The sequence below is a fragment of the Streptomyces sp. NPDC043870 genome, assembly GCF_056435785.1.
This window is the reverse complement of record NZ_JBWKDT010000006.1, coordinates 35,977-52,980: the sequence shown is the minus strand read 5'-3', so window position 1 is coordinate 52,980 and position 17,004 is coordinate 35,977. Positions and strand designations below refer to the sequence as shown.

The 17,004-nt window shown below is 71.6% G+C and carries 16 protein-coding genes; 13 read left to right on the top strand and 3 right to left on the bottom strand.

The window, feature by feature from the left end:
• Window positions 1-260: 260 nt before the first annotated feature.
• Window positions 261-1,256 carry an SAM-dependent methyltransferase gene (locus tag AC0699_RS10230; RefSeq protein ID WP_478658042.1) on the bottom strand — a complete coding sequence of 332 codons (996 nt, stop codon included), beginning with the start codon at window positions 1,254-1,256 and terminating at the stop codon, window positions 261-263.
• Window positions 1,257-1,374: 118 nt separating this feature from the next.
• Here AC0699_RS10230 and AC0699_RS10225 point away from each other — a divergent pair, with 118 nt between their 5' ends.
• Together AC0699_RS10225 and AC0699_RS10220 are read left to right on the top strand one after the other, a co-directional pair.
• Window positions 1,375-2,574 carry a sensor histidine kinase gene (locus AC0699_RS10225; RefSeq protein WP_478658040.1) on the top strand — a complete coding sequence of 400 codons (1,200 nt, stop codon included), beginning with the start codon at window positions 1,375-1,377 and terminating at the stop codon, window positions 2,572-2,574.
• A gap of 74 nt (window positions 2,575-2,648) precedes the next feature.
• Window positions 2,649-3,326, top strand: coding sequence for a response regulator transcription factor (locus AC0699_RS10220; RefSeq protein ID WP_478658038.1), 678 nt, complete (start codon window positions 2,649-2,651; stop codon window positions 3,324-3,326).
• Window positions 3,327-3,423: 97 nt separating this feature from the next.
• On the opposite strand, the gene AC0699_RS10215 is transcribed toward AC0699_RS10220, so the two are convergent.
• On the bottom strand, window positions 3,424-4,668 hold the full coding sequence (locus AC0699_RS10215) for a threonine aldolase family protein (protein WP_478658545.1): 1,245 nt from the start codon (window positions 4,666-4,668) through the stop codon (window positions 3,424-3,426).
• A 208-nt stretch (window positions 4,669-4,876) separates the two neighbouring features.
• On the opposite strand from AC0699_RS10215, the gene AC0699_RS10210 reads away from it, so the two are divergent.
• The 10 genes from AC0699_RS10210 to AC0699_RS10165 all read left to right on the top strand — a co-directional run bounded on the left by AC0699_RS10210 (window position 4,877) and on the right by AC0699_RS10165 (window position 13,384).
• Window positions 4,877-5,944 carry a Rossmann-like and DUF2520 domain-containing protein gene (locus AC0699_RS10210; RefSeq protein ID WP_478658036.1) on the top strand — a complete coding sequence of 356 codons (1,068 nt, stop codon included), beginning with the start codon at window positions 4,877-4,879 and terminating at the stop codon, window positions 5,942-5,944.
• On the top strand, window positions 5,941-6,939 hold the full coding sequence (gene panC, locus AC0699_RS10205) for a pantoate--beta-alanine ligase (protein WP_478658034.1): 999 nt from the start codon (window positions 5,941-5,943) through the stop codon (window positions 6,937-6,939). Before AC0699_RS10210 ends, panC begins: the two co-directional genes overlap by 4 nt.
• A gap of 11 nt (window positions 6,940-6,950) precedes the next feature.
• Entirely contained in the window at window positions 6,951-8,876 is a 1,926-nt protein-coding gene (locus tag AC0699_RS10200) for an L-aspartate oxidase (protein WP_478658542.1), read from the top strand.
• Window positions 8,873-9,916, top strand: coding sequence for a carboxylating nicotinate-nucleotide diphosphorylase (gene nadC / locus AC0699_RS10195; protein ID WP_478658032.1), 1,044 nt, complete (start codon window positions 8,873-8,875; stop codon window positions 9,914-9,916). Before AC0699_RS10200 ends, nadC begins: the two co-directional genes overlap by 4 nt.
• Window positions 9,916-10,713 (top strand): type III pantothenate kinase, encoded by a 798-nt coding sequence (locus AC0699_RS10190; RefSeq protein ID WP_478658029.1) that lies wholly within the window; start codon window positions 9,916-9,918, stop codon window positions 10,711-10,713. Before nadC ends, AC0699_RS10190 begins: the two co-directional genes overlap by 1 nt.
• A 149-nt stretch (window positions 10,714-10,862) precedes the next feature.
• Window positions 10,863-11,456: a hypothetical protein gene (locus tag AC0699_RS10185; protein WP_478658539.1), complete on the top strand. Its 594-nt coding sequence runs from the start codon at window positions 10,863-10,865 to the stop codon at window positions 11,454-11,456.
• Window positions 11,457-11,470: 14 nt separating this feature from the next.
• Window positions 11,471-11,659 (top strand): hypothetical protein, encoded by a 189-nt coding sequence (locus AC0699_RS10180; RefSeq protein WP_469770768.1) that lies wholly within the window; start codon window positions 11,471-11,473, stop codon window positions 11,657-11,659.
• A gap of 149 nt (window positions 11,660-11,808) precedes the next feature.
• On the top strand, window positions 11,809-12,258 hold the full coding sequence (locus AC0699_RS10175; RefSeq protein WP_469770769.1) for a BlaI/MecI/CopY family transcriptional regulator: 450 nt from the start codon (window positions 11,809-11,811) through the stop codon (window positions 12,256-12,258).
• Between the two features lie 9 nt (window positions 12,259-12,267).
• Window positions 12,268-12,807 (top strand): amino-acid N-acetyltransferase, encoded by a 540-nt coding sequence (locus AC0699_RS10170; protein ID WP_478658026.1) that lies wholly within the window; start codon window positions 12,268-12,270, stop codon window positions 12,805-12,807.
• A 238-nt stretch (window positions 12,808-13,045) separates the two neighbouring features.
• A complete protein-coding gene (locus AC0699_RS10165; protein WP_453661405.1) occupies window positions 13,046-13,384 on the top strand; it encodes a histone-like nucleoid-structuring protein Lsr2 in 339 nt (112 codons plus the stop codon).
• On the opposite strand, the gene AC0699_RS10160 is transcribed toward AC0699_RS10165, so the two are convergent.
• Window positions 13,363-13,968: an SCO3374 family protein gene (locus tag AC0699_RS10160; protein ID WP_478658023.1), complete on the bottom strand. Its 606-nt coding sequence runs from the start codon at window positions 13,966-13,968 to the stop codon at window positions 13,363-13,365. The genes AC0699_RS10165 and AC0699_RS10160 overlap by 22 nt on opposite strands.
• A 429-nt stretch (window positions 13,969-14,397) precedes the next feature.
• Between AC0699_RS10160 and AC0699_RS10155 the strand changes: the two genes are divergently transcribed.
• Entirely contained in the window at window positions 14,398-16,926 is a 2,529-nt protein-coding gene (locus AC0699_RS10155; RefSeq protein ID WP_469770773.1) for an ATP-dependent Clp protease ATP-binding subunit, read from the top strand.
• Window positions 16,927-17,004: the final 78 nt, after the last annotated feature.

Below are 17,004 nucleotides of genomic sequence, written 5' to 3'. Positions count from 1 at the left end.
TCCCTCGCGGGGGTGAGTGGGTGCGGCCCCGCCCAGCGGGTGGACGCGCCCCGGCCGGGGCTCCGCCTCCGGGATCCGGCCTGTGCGGCGATCGAGGACACGGCCGAAGGGCCGTACGGGGCTCCGGGGACCCTCCCCCACAGGTCTTGCCCGGCCCGTCCTGCCCTACAGGTCTTGCCCCACAGGTACGGGAACGGGCGGGGCAGGAACGGGAGGGCCAGCTACGGGAACGGGCGGGGGCTTCGGCGGCGGGGCTCCGCTCACCCTGCCGGGACCGGCTGCAGCAGCCAGGTGAAGTCGCCGAGGCCGCCGCGTGCGGTCAGCTCGGCGGCCTCGCCCGCCGACGCCAGGGCGCGGACGTACGCCGTGGGGTCCGACGAGGCCAGGGCGAGCGGCGGACGCCCGCCCGAGACGCCGAGGCGGTGGAGGGCCTCGCGCTGGCTCACCAGCTCGGCGCCAGGCCCCGCGCAGGCGTCCAGGGCGACGTGCGCGGTGATGTCGCAGCTCCCGTCCGGCACGGGCTGGGTCTCGCGGCCCGAGCGGAAGCCCGTCAGCGTGCCGAAAGGCGGCCGGGTGCCGGCGTCGTGCGCGTAGTCCACGGCGACCGCGAGCCCGGCGTCCAGCGTGGCGACCGCGGCCGCCCACGCCTCGTCGCGCGGCCGGCCGATCTCCGCCCGCGCCCCGGGCCCGGCCATGGGCCACCAGCGGTCGAGCCACTCGGCGTCCGGCCCGGTCACCGGGTCCCCGAGGCGCTCCTCGCCGTCCGCGCGGACCAGGACGTACCGCGCGACGCCGGAACCGTCCGTCTCGGCGATGTCCACCGGGACGTTGTCCAGCCACTCGTTCGCGAAAAGCAGCCCGGACGCCCCGGAAGGGGGCCACTCGCTCCACTCGATGCGTGTGTCGAGACCGTCGGGCCGGGCGGCGCGCTCGACGGCGTACGCCCGTACCGGAAAGCCCTCGGGCAGCGCCGCGAGCACCCCGCTCAGCAGCTCCCCGCGACCCGCGCCCATGTCGACCAGCGCGACCTCGTCCGTGCCCGGAGCCAGGGACTCGGCGGTCTCCACCAGCAGCCGGGCGACCGCACCGGCGTAGATCGGCGAAGCGTGCACGGACGTACGGAAGTGCCCGGCCGGCCCCTCGGGCCGCCGGTAGAAGCCCGCCGGCCCGTACAGCGCGCGCTCCGTCGCCTCCCGCCACGGGATCCATTCGGCACCGCCCGGCCGGCCCGTCTCTTCCGCCACCTCATACGTCACGTGGTCCCACCTCATACGTCACGTGGCCCAGTCTCCACCTTGGGGAGTAGGCATCCCCCGACCGGATCGACCCTCCGGTTGACCCGTGGACCTTTCCGGCTTGCCTACGCTGGGTCACGTGCAGCGCCTCTACGATTTCCTCCGCAGACACCCGACGGGCGTCGACAGCTTCTGGGCTGTGATGCTCTTCGGGTTCTCCATGCTGTGGGTCGTCCAGGTGGATGTCGGGGCGGAACCGCGCGGCGTGGCCGCCGCCATCGTCCTGCTGCTGTGCCTCGCCGTCGCACTGCGCCGCCGCATGCCCGAGAAGGCGCTGCTGCTCGTGGCCGGCCTCGGCGCCGCCCAGCTCGCGCTGGACATCAGAGCCAACCCGGCGGACCTCGCGATGCTGGCGATCATCTACACCGTCGCCGCGCACGACGGACCGCGCTGGGCCTCCCGTCTCGCCCTGCTGGGCGGCCTGTCCGCGGCCACGCTCGCCCAGATCCGCTGGCCGGAGGAGAGCATCGGCATCGGCGGGCGGATCTTCTTCGGTGTCGTCATGACCGTCCCGTTCGCCCTGGCCTGGGTGCTCGGCGACTCGATGCGCACCCGCCGCGCCTACTTCGCCCAGCTCGAGGAGCGGGCCTCGCGGCTGGAGAAGGAGCGTGAGGCGCAGTCCAAGGTCGCCGTCGCCGCCGAGCGCGCCCGTATCGCCCGTGAGCTGCACGACGTCGTCGCGCACAACGTCTCCGTCATGGTGGTCCAGGCCGACGGTGCCGCGTACGTTCTGGACGCCGCGCCCGACCAGGCCCGGCAGGCGCTGGAGACCATCTCCAGCACCGGCCGCCAGGCACTCGCAGAGATGCGCCGACTGCTGGGCGTGCTGCGCACGGGCGACGCCCCGGAGAGCGGGGAGTACGTGCCGCAGCCCGACGTCGAGCAGATCGAGGATCTGGTCGAGCAGGTGCGGAGCGCGGGCCTGACGGTCGACTTCAAGATCGAGGGCACCCCGCGCCCGCTGCCCAGCGGTGTGGAGCTCACTGCGTACCGGATCGTGCAGGAGGCCCTCACCAACACCCGCAAGCACGGCGGTCCGGATGCCGGGGCGAGCGTCCGGCTGGTGTACTTCGACGACGGGCTCGGGCTGCTCGTCGAGGACGACGGCAGGGGTGCGGCCCACGAGATGTACGAGGACGGCGGCGCCGACGGCAAGGGCCACGGCCTCATCGGCATGCGGGAGCGCGTCGGCATGGTCGGCGGCACGCTGGACGCCGGGCCGCGGCCGGGCGGCGGATTCCGGATCAGCGCCCTGCTCCCGCTCAAGCCCGCCCACTAGGCTCACCACGCACTGAGACGGCTGACCACGCCCCCGAGACGGCTCACCACGCCCCCGAGACAAGGACTCCGTACATGACCATCCGCGTGATGCTCGTCGACGACCAGGTGCTGCTGCGCACCGGCTTCCGGATGGTGCTCGCCGCCCAGCCGGACATGGAGGTCGTGGCGGAGGCCGGTGACGGGGCCGAGGCGATCGAGATCCTCCGCTCGACGGCGGTCGACGTGGTGCTGATGGATGTGCGCATGCCGCGTCTCGACGGGGTGGAGGCGACCAGCCGCATCTGCGCCCAGCCCGGCGCGCCCAAGGTGCTGATCCTGACCACCTTCGACCTCGACGAGTACGCGTTCTCGGGGCTCAAGGCGGGCGCCAGCGGCTTCATGCTGAAGGACGTGCCGCCGGGTGAGCTGCTCGGCGCGATCCGTTCCGTGCACAGCGGTGACGCGGTGGTCGCGCCGTCCACGACGCGCCGGCTGCTGGACCGCTTCTCGCCGTTGCTTCCGTCGACCAACAAGGAGCCCCAGCACAAGGAGCTGGAGCGGCTCACGGACCGCGAGCGCGAGGTCATGCTCCTCGTCGCGCAGGGCCTGTCGAACGGCGAGATCGCCGCCCGGCTGGTGCTGTCGGAGGCCACGGTCAAGACGCATGTGGGGCGCATCCTCACCAAGCTGAGTCTGCGGGACCGGGTGCAGGTCGTGGTCCTCGCGTACGAGACCGGCCTGGTGCGGGCGGGCGGCGGCGCGGGAGCCTGACCCGGAGCCCGGAGCCCGGAGCCCGGAGCCCGGAGCCCGGAGCCCGGAGCCCGGAGCCCGGAGCCCGGAGCCCGGAGCCCGGAGCCCGGACCCGCACCTACCCCGCCTGTACGCGCGCCATGAAGTCCGCCAGCGCCGCCCGGACGTCGTCGGCGGTCCACGACAGGCCGTGGGAGGACACCGTCACCTCCGTCACGGAGACGCCCGGAGGGCCGCCGGCGGCCGCCGGGAACCAGCGGCGGAAGAGGGTGACGCCGGTGTCCTCCGCCTGCCGGACCCCCGCCTCGGTCAGCACCTCCGCCTCGTACGGCAGCCAGACCTGGAACTGGTGGGTGTGCGGCGGTTCCGGGTGCACCCGGAACCACGGCACCCCCGGCGCGTCCGTGAACCCGGCAGACAGCGCCGCCGCGACCGTCTTGGCATGACCGACGTACGACGGCAGCCGCGGCAGCTCGCGCTCCAGCCCGAGCAGCGCGGACAGCACCGCCGGGTACTGCTGGAACACCTGCCCGCCGTACCGGTGCCGCCACGCCCGCGCCTCCTTCACGAGCGACTCCGGCCCGGCCAGCACCGCGCCGGACAGCCCCTCCAGGGACTTGTAGAACGACACGTACACGCTGTCCGCGAGCCCCGCTATCTCCTCGAGCCCGCGCCCGAAGTGAGGGGCGCACTCCCATAGCCGCGCGCCGTCGAAATGCACCACCGCATCGATTTCGCGCGCTGCCTCCACCACGTCCACCAGCTCGTCCCACTCGGGCAGCACGAAGCCCGCGTCGCGCAACGGCAGCTCCAGCATCAGCGTGCCGAACGGCTCGTCGAGGGCCCGCACCTCCGCGGCCGTCGGCAGCCGCGGCTCCTGCGTCGGGTGGACCGTACGCAGCCCGCTCACCGCGCCGAGCGCGCCACGCTCATGGACCTCGGGATGGGCGAGCGGATGCAGTGCCACCGTGCGGTTCCCCGTGCGCCCCGCCCAGGACCGCAGCGCCACCTGCTGGGCCATCGTCCCGGTCGGGAAGAACGCCGCGGCCGGGAACCCGAGCAGCGCCGCCACCCGCCCCTCCAGCTCGGAGACGACACCGTCCCCGTACAAATCCACGCCCTCGTCCAGGTCGTGGATCGTCCCGGCCTCCGCCGCCAGGGCGGCCAGACGCTCGCCGATCCGGCCGTCCGCCGAGCCGCGCCACAACAGCCGGTCGGAGGCCCGCCACGCGGCGAGCCTGCGCTGCCGCGCGTCCTGCTCGCTCTTCTCCCCCTGCTCGCTCTTCTCCTCCGGCACACTCGCCTCCGCCGCCTCGTCGTCCGTCCCGTTCCCCGCCACGTGCCCCGTCACGTCCCCCGCCATGTCCTCCACCGGGCTCCCCGTCACGTTCACCCCCACCTGGCCCGTCACGTTCACCCCCGCGCTGCCCGTCCCGTTCTCCGCCATCCTGCGATCATCGCCCATGCCCGCCGTCCACGCGCCGTTGTCCACAGGCACCGCCCGGCCCGGACCCGCTGTCGCCTCCACAGCCTGTGGACAAGCGGAAGGTCCGTCGAAACGCTGGCGTAGCATGACGAAGAATCGTCCGGTACCCCCTGCGGACTGGAACGGAAGGCCGCCGCGCGTGAACGCACCACCACCGCCAGCAACACCACCGGCCCATGAGCCGGCCGACCCCAAGGACCGTCCGGCCCGCCTCACCGTGGGTGTGGTCGGGGCGGGCCGCGTCGGCCCCGCTCTCGCCGCGTCCCTGCAGCTCGCAGGACATCGTCCGGTCGCCGTCTCCGGGGTCTCCGACGCCTCCGTGCGCCGCGCCGCCGCGCTGCTGCCCGACGTACCGATCGTCCCCCCGGCCGAGGTGCTCGCGCGGGCCGAGCTGGTGCTGCTCACCGTTCCCGACGACGCCCTGCCCGGACTGGTCGAGGGCCTCGCCGAGACGGGCGCGGTCCGCCCGGGGCAGCTGTTGGTGCACACCTCGGGGCGGTACGGCACGGCGGTCCTCGACCCCGCCCGTCGCGCGGGCGGGCTCCCGCTCGCACTGCATCCCGCCATGACGTTCACGGGCACCTCCGTGGACGTCCAGCGGCTGGCCGGCTGCTCCTTCGGGGTGACCGCTCCTGAGGAGCTGCGGCTCGCCGCCGAGGCCCTGGTCATCGAGATGGGCGGTGAGCCCGAGTGGATCGAGGAAGAGGCCCGCCCGCTCTACCACGCGGCCCTCGCCCTCGGTGCGAACCACCTGGTCACCCTTGTCGCCCAGTCCATGGAGCTGCTCCGCACCGCCGGGGTCTCCGCCCCCGACCGGATGCTCGGCCCGCTCCTCGGCGCCGCCCTCGACAACGCACTGCGCTCCGGTGACGCCGCGCTCACCGGGCCGGTCGCCCGTGGCGACGCCGGCACCGTCGCCGCGCACGTGTCGGAGCTGCGCAAGCACGCGCCGGGTACGGTCGCCGGCTATCTGGCCATGGCCCGGACGACCGCGGACCGTGCCCTCGCGCACGGCCTGCTCAAGCCGGAGCTCGCCGAGGATCTCCTCGAGGTCCTTGCGGACGGTTCGCAGGGCTCGCGCGGAGCAGACGGCTCGCGCGGAGCGGACGGAGCAGACGGCTCGCACGGAGCAGACGGAGAGAACGACCGATGATCAACACGCTGCGCACCGCCGCAGAGCTGCACGCCCTCACCCCGGCGTCGCCCGCCCGGCGCGCCGTCGTCATGACCATGGGCGCCCTTCACGAGGGCCACGCCACCCTGGTGCGCACCGCCCGTTCCCTCGTCGGTCCCATGGGCCAGGTCGTCGTGACGGTCTTCGTCAACCCGCTGCAGTTCGGGGCGCACGAGGACCTCGACCGCTACCCCCGCACCCTTGAGGCGGACCTGAAGACCGCGGCAGAAGCGGGCGCCGACGCCGTGTTCGCCCCGTCCGCGGACGAGGTGTACCCGGGCGGAGCGCCACAGGTCCGGATCTCCGCGGGCCCCATGGGCGAGCTCCTGGAGGGCGCCTCCCGCCCCGGCCACTTCGACGGCATGCTCACGGTCGTCGCCAAGCTGCTGCACCTCACCCGCCCGGATGTCGCGCTGTACGGCCAGAAGGACGCCCAGCAGCTCGCCCTGATCCGCCGCATGGTCCGCGATCTGAACTTCCCGGTGGAGATCGTCGGCGTACCGACCGTGCGGGAGCCGGACGGCCTGGCGCTCTCCAGCCGCAACCGCTACCTGTCGCCCGCGGAGCGGGATACCTCCCTCGCGCTCTCCCGGGCCCTCTTCGCGGCCCACGACCGGCTCGCCGCCCAGCAGGCGCTGCGGGCTCGCGCCGAGTCCGCGCCGGCGTCCACCGCGCGTGCCGCCGCCCTCTCGGCGCTCGGCGAGGCCCGCGCGGCCGCCGATGCGCACGCGGTGGCCGCCGCCCAGCCCGGCGGAGGTGCCGACGCCGTGCGCGCCGCGGCCCGGGCCGTCCTCGACGAGGCCGCAAACGCGGCGCCGCCGCTCGCCCTCGACTATCTGGCCCTGGTCGACCCGGCCGACTTCACCGAGGTCCCCGACGACCACGCCGGCGAGGCGATCATGGCCGTCGCCGCGCGGGTCGGCACGACGCGGCTGATCGACAACATCCCCCTGACCTTCGGAGCTGCCTCGTGATGAGCACCGGTATGACGAGCAGCGGTACGGCGAGCAGCGGTACGACGAGCACCGGTACGACGAGCAGCGGTGTGACGAGCACCGGCATACGGCTGAACGCTCCGGCTCCCGGCTGGGCCATCGATGCCGACGTCGTGGTTGTCGGCTCCGGCGTCGCGGGCCTGACGGCGGCCCTGCGGTGCACGGCCGCCGGCCTCCGTACGGTCGTGGTCACCAAGGCACTTCTCGACGACGGCTCCACCCGCTGGGCGCAGGGCGGTATCGCCGCGGCGCTCGGCGAGGGCGACACCCCCGGGCAGCATCTGGACGACACCCTGGTCGCGGGCGCCGGGCTGTGCGACGAGGAAGCCGTACGCACGCTGGTCACCGAAGGCCCCGACGCGGTACGACGGCTGATCCTGACGGGCGCCCGGTTCGACACGGACGCCGAGGGCGACATCGCGCTCGCCCGCGAAGGCGGCCACCACCGGCGCCGTATCGCCCACGCGGGAGGCGACGCGACGGGCGCGGAGATCTCCCGCGCACTGGCCACGGCGATACGCGACGGCGCGATCCGCGTCATCGAGCACGCGCTGGTGCTCGACCTGCTGACGGACGACGCCGGCCGCACCGCCGGCATCACCCTGCACGTCATGGGCGAGGGACAGCACGACGGCGTCGGCGCCGTGCACGCGCCGGCCGTGGTCCTGGCGACCGGCGGCATGGGCCAGGTCTTCTCCGCCACCACCAATCCGTCGGTGTCCACCGGCGACGGAGTGGCGCTCGCCCTGCGCGCGGGCGCCGAGGTGAGCGACCTCGAATTCGTCCAGTTCCACCCGACCGTCCTGTACCTGGGCCCGGGCTCCGAGGGCCAGCAGCCCCTCGTGTCCGAGGCGGTACGGGGAGAGGGCGCCCATCTCGTCGACGCGTCCGGCACCCGCTTCATGGTGGGCCGGCACGAGCTGGCCGAGCTCGCCCCGCGCGACATCGTGGCCAAGGGCATCATGCGCCGCATGCAGGAGCAGGGCGCCGACCACATGTACCTGGACGCCCGTCACTTCGGCGCCGAAATGTGGGAGACCCGCTTCCCCACGATCCTCACGGCCTGCCGCAGCCACGGCATCGACCCGGTCACGGAGCCGATCCCGGTCGCCCCCGCCGCCCACTACGCCTCGGGCGGCGTCCGCACGGACCTCCACGGCCGCACGACGGTGCCCGGCCTCTACGCCTGCGGCGAGGTCGCCTGCACCGGCGTCCACGGTGCCAACCGCCTGGCCTCCAACTCCCTCCTGGAGGGTCTGGTCTTCGCGGAGCGCATCGCCGAGACCATTGCCGCGAACCGGGCCACACCCGCACCCGCTTCGGCCCCCGCACCCGCGTCGGCCCCCGCACCTGCCTCGGCGCCCGCATCCGGGCACGCCGCGCCACCCGCATCCGCGGTGTCCGCCGACGGCTGCGTACCCCTGCTCGCGCCCGAGGCGCGCCACGAGATCCAGCGGATCATGACGCACGGCGCCGGTGTGCTCCGCTCCGCCGAGAGCCTCGACGCCGCGGCGGAAGCACTGGAGGCGCTGCACCTGTCCGCGCTGCGCGACGCCGAGGAGACCCTCGCTGCCGGCACCCACGCCGGGGGATCCGGCGCGGGGGAGCCGGGCGCCGAGTTCGACAAGGCCGCCGAGCCCGGCGTGGAGTCCTGGGAGGCCACCAACCTCCTGCTCGTCTCCCGGGTCCTCGTCGCCGCCGCCCGCGAGCGCGCGGAGACCCGCGGCTGCCACTGGCGCGAGGACCACCCCGACCGTGACGACGCGGAGTGGCGCCGCCACCTCGTCGTACGGCTCACCGCCGACCGGCGGCTCGTCGTGCACCGCACCCGCACCGAAGCATTTCCCGCAACCGCCCCCATCCCCGCCCCGATCCCCACCGCCATCCCCACCCCCGACAGGGAGTCGCAACCGTGAGCACGCCCGAAGAACGTCCGGAGCCCGTGGACGTACCGCTGATCCAGATCGGCGCCCCCGCCGCCGACGAGACGGCCTGCGGCGACGACTGCGGCTGCGCCGACGAGGTGTACGAGTGCGGTCTCGACCCGGCACTCGCCGAGCTCCTCGCGGAGGCCGGTCTCGACCCCGTCCAGGTCGAGGACATCGCGCACCTCGCGATCGAGGAGGACCTCGACGGCGGCGTCGACGTGACGACCGTCGCCACCGTCCCCGAGGACTCCGTCGCCACCGGCGACTTCACCGCCCGCGAGTCCGGAGTCGTCGCGGGCCTCCGGGTCGCCGAGGCCGTACTTTCGATCGTGTGCACCGACGAGTTCACGGTCGAGCGCCACGTCGAGGACGGGGACCGCGTCGAGGCGGGCCAGAAGCTCCTCTCCGTCACCACCCGCACCCGGGACCTCCTCACCGGCGAGCGCAGCGCCCTCAACCTGCTGTGCCGCCTCTCCGGCATCGCCACCGCCACCCGCGCCTGGGCCGATGTCCTCGAAGGCACCAACGCGCGCGTGCGCGACACCCGCAAGACGACGCCCGGCCTGCGCGCGCTGGAGAAGTACGCCGTGCGCTGCGGCGGTGGCGTCAACCACCGCATGTCCCTCTCCGACGCGGCCCTCGTCAAGGACAACCACGTCGTCGCCGCGGGCGGCGTCGCCCAGGCCTTCAAGGCCGTCCGGGAGACGCTCGCGGCCATGGGCACCCCGGATCTCGCCATCGAGGTGGAGGTCGACACCCTCCACCAGGTCCGCGAGGTCCTGGACGCCGGCGCGGATCTGATCCTGCTGGACAACTTCACCCCGGTGGAGACCGAGGAGGCCGTCGCCCTCGTCAAGAACCGCGCGGTGCTGGAGTCCTCCGGCCGGCTCACGCTCGCCAACGCCCGCGCGTACGCCGAAACGGGCGTCGACTACCTCGCGGTCGGGGCGCTCACCCACTCCTCCGCGATCCTCGACATCGGCCTCGACCTGCGGGACGCCCCGGATGCCGGAGAGGCGCAGGACTGATGCTGCTCACCATCGACGTCGGCAACAGCCACACCGTCCTCGGTCTCTTCGACGGCGAGGACATCGTGGAGCACTGGCGCGTCTCCACCGACCCGCGCCGCACCGCCGACGAGCTCGCGGTGCTGCTCAACGGCCTGATGGGCATGCACCCGCTGCTCGGCGACGAGCTCGGCGACGGCATCGAGGGCATCGCCATCTGCGCCACCGTTCCCTCCGTGCTGCACGAGTTGCGCGAGGTGACCCGCCGCTACTACGGCGATGTCCCCGCCGTCCTCGTCGAGCCCGGCGTCAAGACGGGCGTGCCCGTCCTCACGGACAACCCCAAGGAGGTCGGCGCGGACCGCATCATCAACGCGGTCGCGGCCGTCGAGCTCTACGGCGGCCCTGCCATCGTCGTCGACTTCGGCACGGCCACGACCTTCGACGCGGTCAGCGCGCGTGGCGAGTACGCGGGCGGTGTCATCGCCCCCGGCATCGAGATCTCGGTCGAGGCCCTCGGCGTCAAGGGCGCCCAGCTGCGCAAGATCGAGCTGGCCCGCCCGCGCAGCGTGATCGGGAAGAACACGGTCGAGGCGATGCAGGCGGGCATCGTGTACGGCTTCGCGGGCCAGGTGGACGGCGTCGTCCAGCGCATGAAGCGTGAGCTGGCGGACGACCCGGACGACGTCACCGTGATCGCCACCGGTGGTCTCGCCCCGACGGTGCTCGGCGAATCGTCCGAGATCGACGAGCACGAGCCGTGGCTGACGCTGATCGGCCTGCGCCTCGTGTACGAGCGGAACGTCTCGCGTATGTGACGCCGACGCCGTGCGGAGCGCCGCTACGGCACGCCGCACGGAATGCCGGGGGGACGGGCCGCCGCGCCACGGGTGTCACGTTAAACGAATTTTGTCCGATTAGCGCGTACTGTCGGCCCATGCCCACGCCATACGGATCCCGTGGTGGCATGGCGTTCAGTGCGGAGGAACTGCGTGTGCTCCGCCGCGCCCTCGCCATCGCCCTCAGCCCCGCCCAGCCCCGCGAGAACGTCGTCCAGGACTGCCTGCGACTCGCCCAGTCCGTGGACGAGGCCGTCCTCGAGGCGGGCCGGCTGCGCGCGTTCCTCCTCGCCGACCTGGCCCGCTATCGCGATGCCCTCCCCGGCTCGGCCGCCGGCTACCTGGAGCTCCTCCAGGACGCCCTGGCCGCGGGGTACGACCCCGCCCCCGAGGACCTCGCGGCCCTGCGCTCCCTGCGCCGCACACCCGTCGGTGCCGCGCTGCTGGCGCGCTGCCAGGATCTGGCCGAGCAATCGGTGCGAGCCCGTCTCGACGGCCGTGGCGCCGCCCTTGCCGCCGCGTCGCCGGCCCCGCGCGTCCGGCTGCTGGCCCTCCCCGGCGGCCGGGCCGCCGCCGGTGACAAGCCGGAGCCCCGCCCGGCGGCCCCGAAGCCCGGGCCCGCGCCCGCGCCGAGGCCGGACCGCCCGATCCCCACGCCGGGTGAGGTCTTCCCGCCACGCCGACGCCCCGTGCCCCCGTCGGAGAAGCGGGCCGCCGGATAGCTACTCTGGAGGGCATGGACTACGTATCCGCGCTCCTGCCCCCCGTGGTGATGGCCGTCTTCTTCATCGGCCTCGTCGTGACCATCGTCAAGAGTCAGGGCGGCCCGAACAAGGCCAAGGAGGACGCCGCCGTGGACGCGGCGATCGCCCGCGCGGAGGCGGCCCGCCAGTCCACCCCGGCGGACCGCCCCTCCGAGGCCTGACACCGGCGGCGCCGGCGCCGCCGGCAACTCGGGCCCGGTTGGTCCCTGCTTCTTCCAGGACGTACGGCTCAATACAGCTGTACGTCCTTTTTCGTACCCGAACTACGTCAATAACCAGCCATTCAGACATCTCCGACTATGGTGGCGATGTGCCCCGTCAATTGGGAGAGCTCGAAGACGCCGTCATGACGCGCATCTGGCAATGGAACCGCCCGGTGACCGTGCGCGAAGTCCTGGAAGATCTCCAGCAGGAACGGTCCATCGCCTACACCACCGTCATGACCGTAATGGACAATCTCCATCAGAAGGGCTGGGTGCGCAGGGAAGTCGAAGGCCGCGCCTATCGATATACCGCCGTCTCCACCAGGGCCGCCTACTCGGCCGCACTGATGAACGAAGCCTGGTCGAAGAGTGACAACCCCGCCGCGGCACTTGTCGCCTTCTTCGGGATGATGTCGGCGGAGCAGCGCCAGGCACTCCAGGACGCGATCCGCGTCGTTCAGCGCGACACCGCGGAAGACGCTCCCGAAGTGCACCAGGAACGTTCTCTCGAACAGGACACCGAGGGCGCCGAGGGCGCGGACGGAGCGGGACGATAGCGTCCGGTCATGTCGTCAGCGCATCCGCTTCCCAATGCCGCAGCAAATGCCGTCACCGTCCGGCGGGCCAGGACCAGCGATGTAGCGGCGGTACGCCGTCTCGTCGACCCTTACGTGAGCGAAGGCATCCTGCTCGACAAAGCCACCGTGACGCTTTACGAGGACATCCAGGAGTTCTGGGTCGCGGAACGCGACACGGACGCCCGAGTGGTCGGCTGCGGCGCGCTCCACGTGATGTGGGAAGACCTCGCGGAAGTACGTACTCTCGCCGTGGACCCCCAGTTCCGCGGCTTCGGCGTCGGTCATCAGGTGCTGGGGCAGCTGCTGCACACGGCCCGCTGGCTCGGTGTGCGCCGGGTATTCTGCCTCACCTTCGAAGTCGACTTCTTCGCGAAGCACGGGTTCGTGGAGATCGGTGAGACTCCGGTCGACGGAGATGTCTACAGCGAGCTGCTGCGTTCCTATGACGAGGGCGTCGCCGAGTTCCTCGGTCTCGAACGAGTGAAGCCGAACACCTTGGGCAACAGTCGGATGCTTCTGCACCTGTGATCGCCGCATCGACGGGAAGCTGTACGGAACCCCGGACTGAACCCCGTACGGAACCCCGGACTGAACCCCGTACGGAACCCCGGACTGAACCCCGGACTGAACCCCCGGCGGAACCCTATGTCCGAATCGCGCACGTTTCCCGCGTTCTCAGGGTTCTGAACCTCTGCCAGGGGTTTGTGTTTTCCAGAGAAAAGCGGTTTCCTTTCCGCGTACTGCATTTTCGATGAAAGGAAATCCGGTGGCACAGAAGGTTCAGGTCCTTCTTGTCGACGACCTCGACGGCGGCGAGGCGGACGAGACCGTGACGTTCGCTCTGGACGGCAAGACCTACGAGATCGACCTCACCACCGCCAATGCGGACAAGCTCCGTGGCCTGCTCGAGCCCTACACCAAGGGTGGCCGGCGTACTGGCGGTCGTGCCGCGACCGGCCGTGGAAAGGGCCGCGTCGCCGCAGCGACGGGCAACAAGGACACTGCCGAGATCCGCAAGTGGGCGAAGGAGAACGGCTACAGCGTCAACGACCGCGGTCGTGTTCCCGCCGAGATCCGCGAGGCTTACGAGAAGGCCAACGGCTGAGCATTCGCATGCGGCCCAGCCGCATTCGTACGCACCAAACGGGCCCGGTGGCAGGCATTCGCCGCCGCGTCCACCAGCCGTACGAGGTCGGGGGTGCCCCCACCGCCCCCGGGTCCGGCACCGCGTCCGACGGGGGCGAACGCGGGCAGTGACGGCTCCACCTCGTGTCCCGGCTCCGGGGGCCGCACCCACACAGCGGCCCCCTGGGGGACAGGTGGGGCAAGGGGGACGGCGCGTCCCGGTGGCGCCGGTGCGGCCATCGAGCCGCCCGGGCCGAGGGCCGTCAGATCGAGGCCGATCCCGCCCCACTCCAGCCAGTCCAGCAGGCCTGGCAGCTCTTCCGCGCCGCCGGCGGCCACCAGCAGCCGCATCCTGCTCCCCGCGAGGGCGACCGGCCCGGTCCGTTCGTACCGCTTCAGCAGCGCGAAGCCCGCGTCGGCCGGCAGCTCGAGCACATCGAACCGCAGCCCGGTGAGCAGCTGCACCGGCGGCCCGTCGCCCGTCGCCCACCCGAGCTCGTGCTCGTACCACCGCGCGGTGCCGCCGTCGAGCGGCATACGGGGTGACGGGAGAGTGAAGGCCATACCCCGGGAACTCCCGAGTCCGCCCGATAGTTACGCATCGTTGAGGGATGGTCGCTCACAGTGGCCGAAAGGGCGGTGCGGGGGGTGGACCGGGAGCGCAAGGATGTTCGCCCGTAGCGGAGGGAACCGGCGTGCGCCGCATGGAGTGTCACTGCTGGCGGGTAAGACATCCCTAGTGGGGACGGGCGACACGCATGGTTTGGAGTCTCACGTTCGCCATCGGCGTACAGATGGCGCGGGTATCTGCCTGGCCTGCGGGAACATCGTCTCGCACCATCAAGTTAGGGCTGTTGTCGGCGTTCGGGGCAGGAGGCCATCGACGGGTGTCGGCAGTTGGAATGAGCGGTCCCCGCTTGCGGGACTAAGCTGCGGAAGGACAGGGAGGGGATCGACCCCTAACTGACTGACCGCTCTGAGGAGCGATTAACGATGTTCGAGAGGTTCACCGACCGCGCGCGGCGGGTTGTCGTCCTGGCTCAGGAAGAAGCCCGGATGCTCAACCACAACTACATCGGCACCGAGCACATCCTCCTGGGCCTTATCCACGAGGGTGAGGGTGTCGCCGCTAAGGCCCTGGAGAGCCTCGGGATTTCGCTCGAGGCGGTCCGCCAGCAGGTGGAGGAGATCATCGGCCAGGGCCAGCAGGCCCCGTCCGGGCACATTCCCTTCACCCCCCGTGCCAAGAAGGTCCTGGAGCTGTCGCTCCGAGAGGCTCTTCAGCTGGGCCACAACTACATCGGCACGGAGCACATCCTGCTCGGCCTGATCCGCGAGGGCGAGGGCGTCGCGGCCCAGGTCCTCGTGAAGCTCGGCGCCGATCTCAACCGGGTGCGGCAGCAGGTCATCCAGCTGCTCTCCGGTTACCAGGGCAAGGAAGCCGCCACGGCAGGCGGCCCGGCCGAGGGCACGCCTTCGACCTCCCTCGTCCTCGACCAGTTCGGCCGGAATCTCACCCAGGCCGCTCGTGAGTCCAAGCTCGACCCGGTCATCGGGCGCGAGAAGGAGATCGAGCGGGTCATGCAGGTGCTGTCCCGCCGGACCAAGAACAACCCGGTGCTCATCGGCGAGCCCGGCGTCGGCAAGACGGCGGTCGTCGAGGGCCTGGCGCAGGCCATCGTCAAGGGCGAGGTGCCCGAGACCCTCAAGGACAAGCACCTCTACACCCTGGACCTGGGCGCGCTGGTCGCCGGTTCCCGTTACCGCGGTGACTTCGAGGAGCGCCTGAAGAAGGTGCTCAAGGAGATCCGCACCCGCGGCGACATCATCCTGTTCATCGACGAGCTCCACACCCTGGTGGGTGCGGGTGCCGCCGAGGGCGCGATCGACGCAGCCTCGATCCTCAAGCCGATGCTGGCCCGGGGCGAGCTGCAGACCATCGGTGCGACGACGCTCGACGAGTACCGCAAGCACCTGGAGAAGGACGCGGCCCTGGAGCGCCGCTTCCAGCCCATCCAGGTCGCGGAGCCGTCGCTGCCGCACACCATCGAGATCCTCAAGGGCCTGCGCGACCGCTACGAGGCCCACCACCGGGTCTCCATCACCGACGAGGCCCTCGTCCAGGCCGCGACCCTGGCCGACCGGTACATCTCGGACCGCTTCCTCCCGGACAAGGCGATCGACCTGATCGACGAGGCCGGCTCCCGGATGCGGATCCGCCGGATGACCGCGCCGCCGGACCTCCGCGAGTTCGACGAGAAGATCGCCGGTGTCCGCCGGGACAAGGAGTCCGCGATCGACTCCCAGGACTTCGAGAAGGCAGCTTCCCTCCGCGACAAGGAGAAGCAGCTGCTGGCGGCGAAGGCCAAGCGGGAGAAGGAGTGGAAGGCCGGCGACATGGATGTCGTCGCCGAGGTCGACGGCGAGCTGATCGCCGAGGTCCTCGCCACGGCCACCGGTATCCCGGTCTTCAAGCTGACGGAGGAGGAGTCCTCCCGTCTGCTCCGTATGGAGGACGAGCTCCACAAGCGCGTCATCGGTCAGAAGGACGCCATCAAGGCGCTGTCCCAGGCGATCCGGCGTACCCGCGCCGGTCTGAAGGACCCGAAGCGCCCCGGTGGCTCGTTCATCTTCGCCGGCCCGTCCGGCGTCGGTAAGACCGAGCTCTCCAAGACGCTCGCCGAATTCCTCTTCGGCGACGAGGACGCGCTGATCTCCCTCGACATGTCGGAGTTCAGCGAGAAGCACACGGTTTCCCGTCTCTTCGGCTCCCCGCCCGGATACGTGGGTTACGAAGAGGGCGGCCAGCTCACCGAGAAGGTGCGCCGGAAGCCGTTCTCCGTCGTCCTCTTCGACGAGGTCGAGAAGGCCCACCCCGATATCTTCAATTCCCTTCTCCAGATCCTGGAGGACGGTCGCCTGACCGATTCCCAGGGCCGGGTCGTGGACTTCAAGAACACGGTCATCATCATGACGACCAACCTCGGGACCCGGGACATCTCCAAGGGCTTCAACCTGGGCTTCGCCGCCCAGGGCGACGTCAAGTCCGGCTACGAGCGGATGAAGGCGAAGGTCAACGAAGAGCTGAAGCAGCACTTCCGGCCGGAGTTCCTGAACCGTGTCGACGACACGGTCGTCTTCCACCAGCTGACCGAGGACGACATCATCCAGATCGTCGACCTCATGATCGCCAAGGTGGACGAGCGGCTGAAGGACCGCGACATGGGCATCGAGCTCAGCTCGACCGCCAAGTCGCTCCTGGCGAAGAAGGGCTACGACCCCGTGCTGGGCGCCCGTCCGCTGCGCCGGACGATCCAGCGTGAGATCGAGGACGTGCTGTCGGAGAAGATCCTCTTCGGCGAGCTCCGCCCCGGTCACATCGTGGTCGTCGACACCGAGGGCGAGGGTGAGGAGAAGAAGTTCACCTTCCGCGGTGAGGAGAAGTCGGCCCTGCCGGACGTCCCGCCGATCGAGTCGGCCGCGGGTGGCAGCACCGGACCGAACCTGTCGAAGGACGCGTAACGCGTTCTGAACGCGCAGAGGGGCTGCCCCGGACCTTCAGGTCCGGGGCAGCCCCTTTTGTGTTCCGCGGTCACGAGC

Coding starts and splice junctions, on each gene's coding strand:
- AC0699_RS10215 (WP_478658545.1), bottom strand. CDS start 4,668: ATGGCGGGGGACGTGACGGGGCACGTGGCGGGGAACGGGACGGACGAC.
- AC0699_RS10200 (WP_478658542.1), top strand. CDS start 6,951: ATGACGAGCAGCGGTACGGCGAGCAGCGGTACGACGAGCACCGGTACG.
- AC0699_RS10155 (WP_469770773.1), top strand. CDS start 14,398: ATGTTCGAGAGGTTCACCGACCGCGCGCGGCGGGTTGTCGTCCTGGCT.
- AC0699_RS10210 (WP_478658036.1), top strand. CDS start 4,877: ATGACGAAGAATCGTCCGGTACCCCCTGCGGACTGGAACGGAAGGCCG.
- AC0699_RS10170 (WP_478658026.1), top strand. CDS start 12,268: ATGTCGTCAGCGCATCCGCTTCCCAATGCCGCAGCAAATGCCGTCACC.
- AC0699_RS10185 (WP_478658539.1), top strand. CDS start 10,863: ATGGCGTTCAGTGCGGAGGAACTGCGTGTGCTCCGCCGCGCCCTCGCC.
- AC0699_RS10160 (WP_478658023.1), bottom strand. CDS start 13,968: ATGGCCTTCACTCTCCCGTCACCCCGTATGCCGCTCGACGGCGGCACC.
- panC (WP_478658034.1), top strand. CDS start 5,941: ATGATCAACACGCTGCGCACCGCCGCAGAGCTGCACGCCCTCACCCCG.
- AC0699_RS10190 (WP_478658029.1), top strand. CDS start 9,916: ATGCTGCTCACCATCGACGTCGGCAACAGCCACACCGTCCTCGGTCTC.
- AC0699_RS10180 (WP_469770768.1), top strand. CDS start 11,471: ATGGACTACGTATCCGCGCTCCTGCCCCCCGTGGTGATGGCCGTCTTC.
- AC0699_RS10220 (WP_478658038.1), top strand. CDS start 2,649: ATGACCATCCGCGTGATGCTCGTCGACGACCAGGTGCTGCTGCGCACC.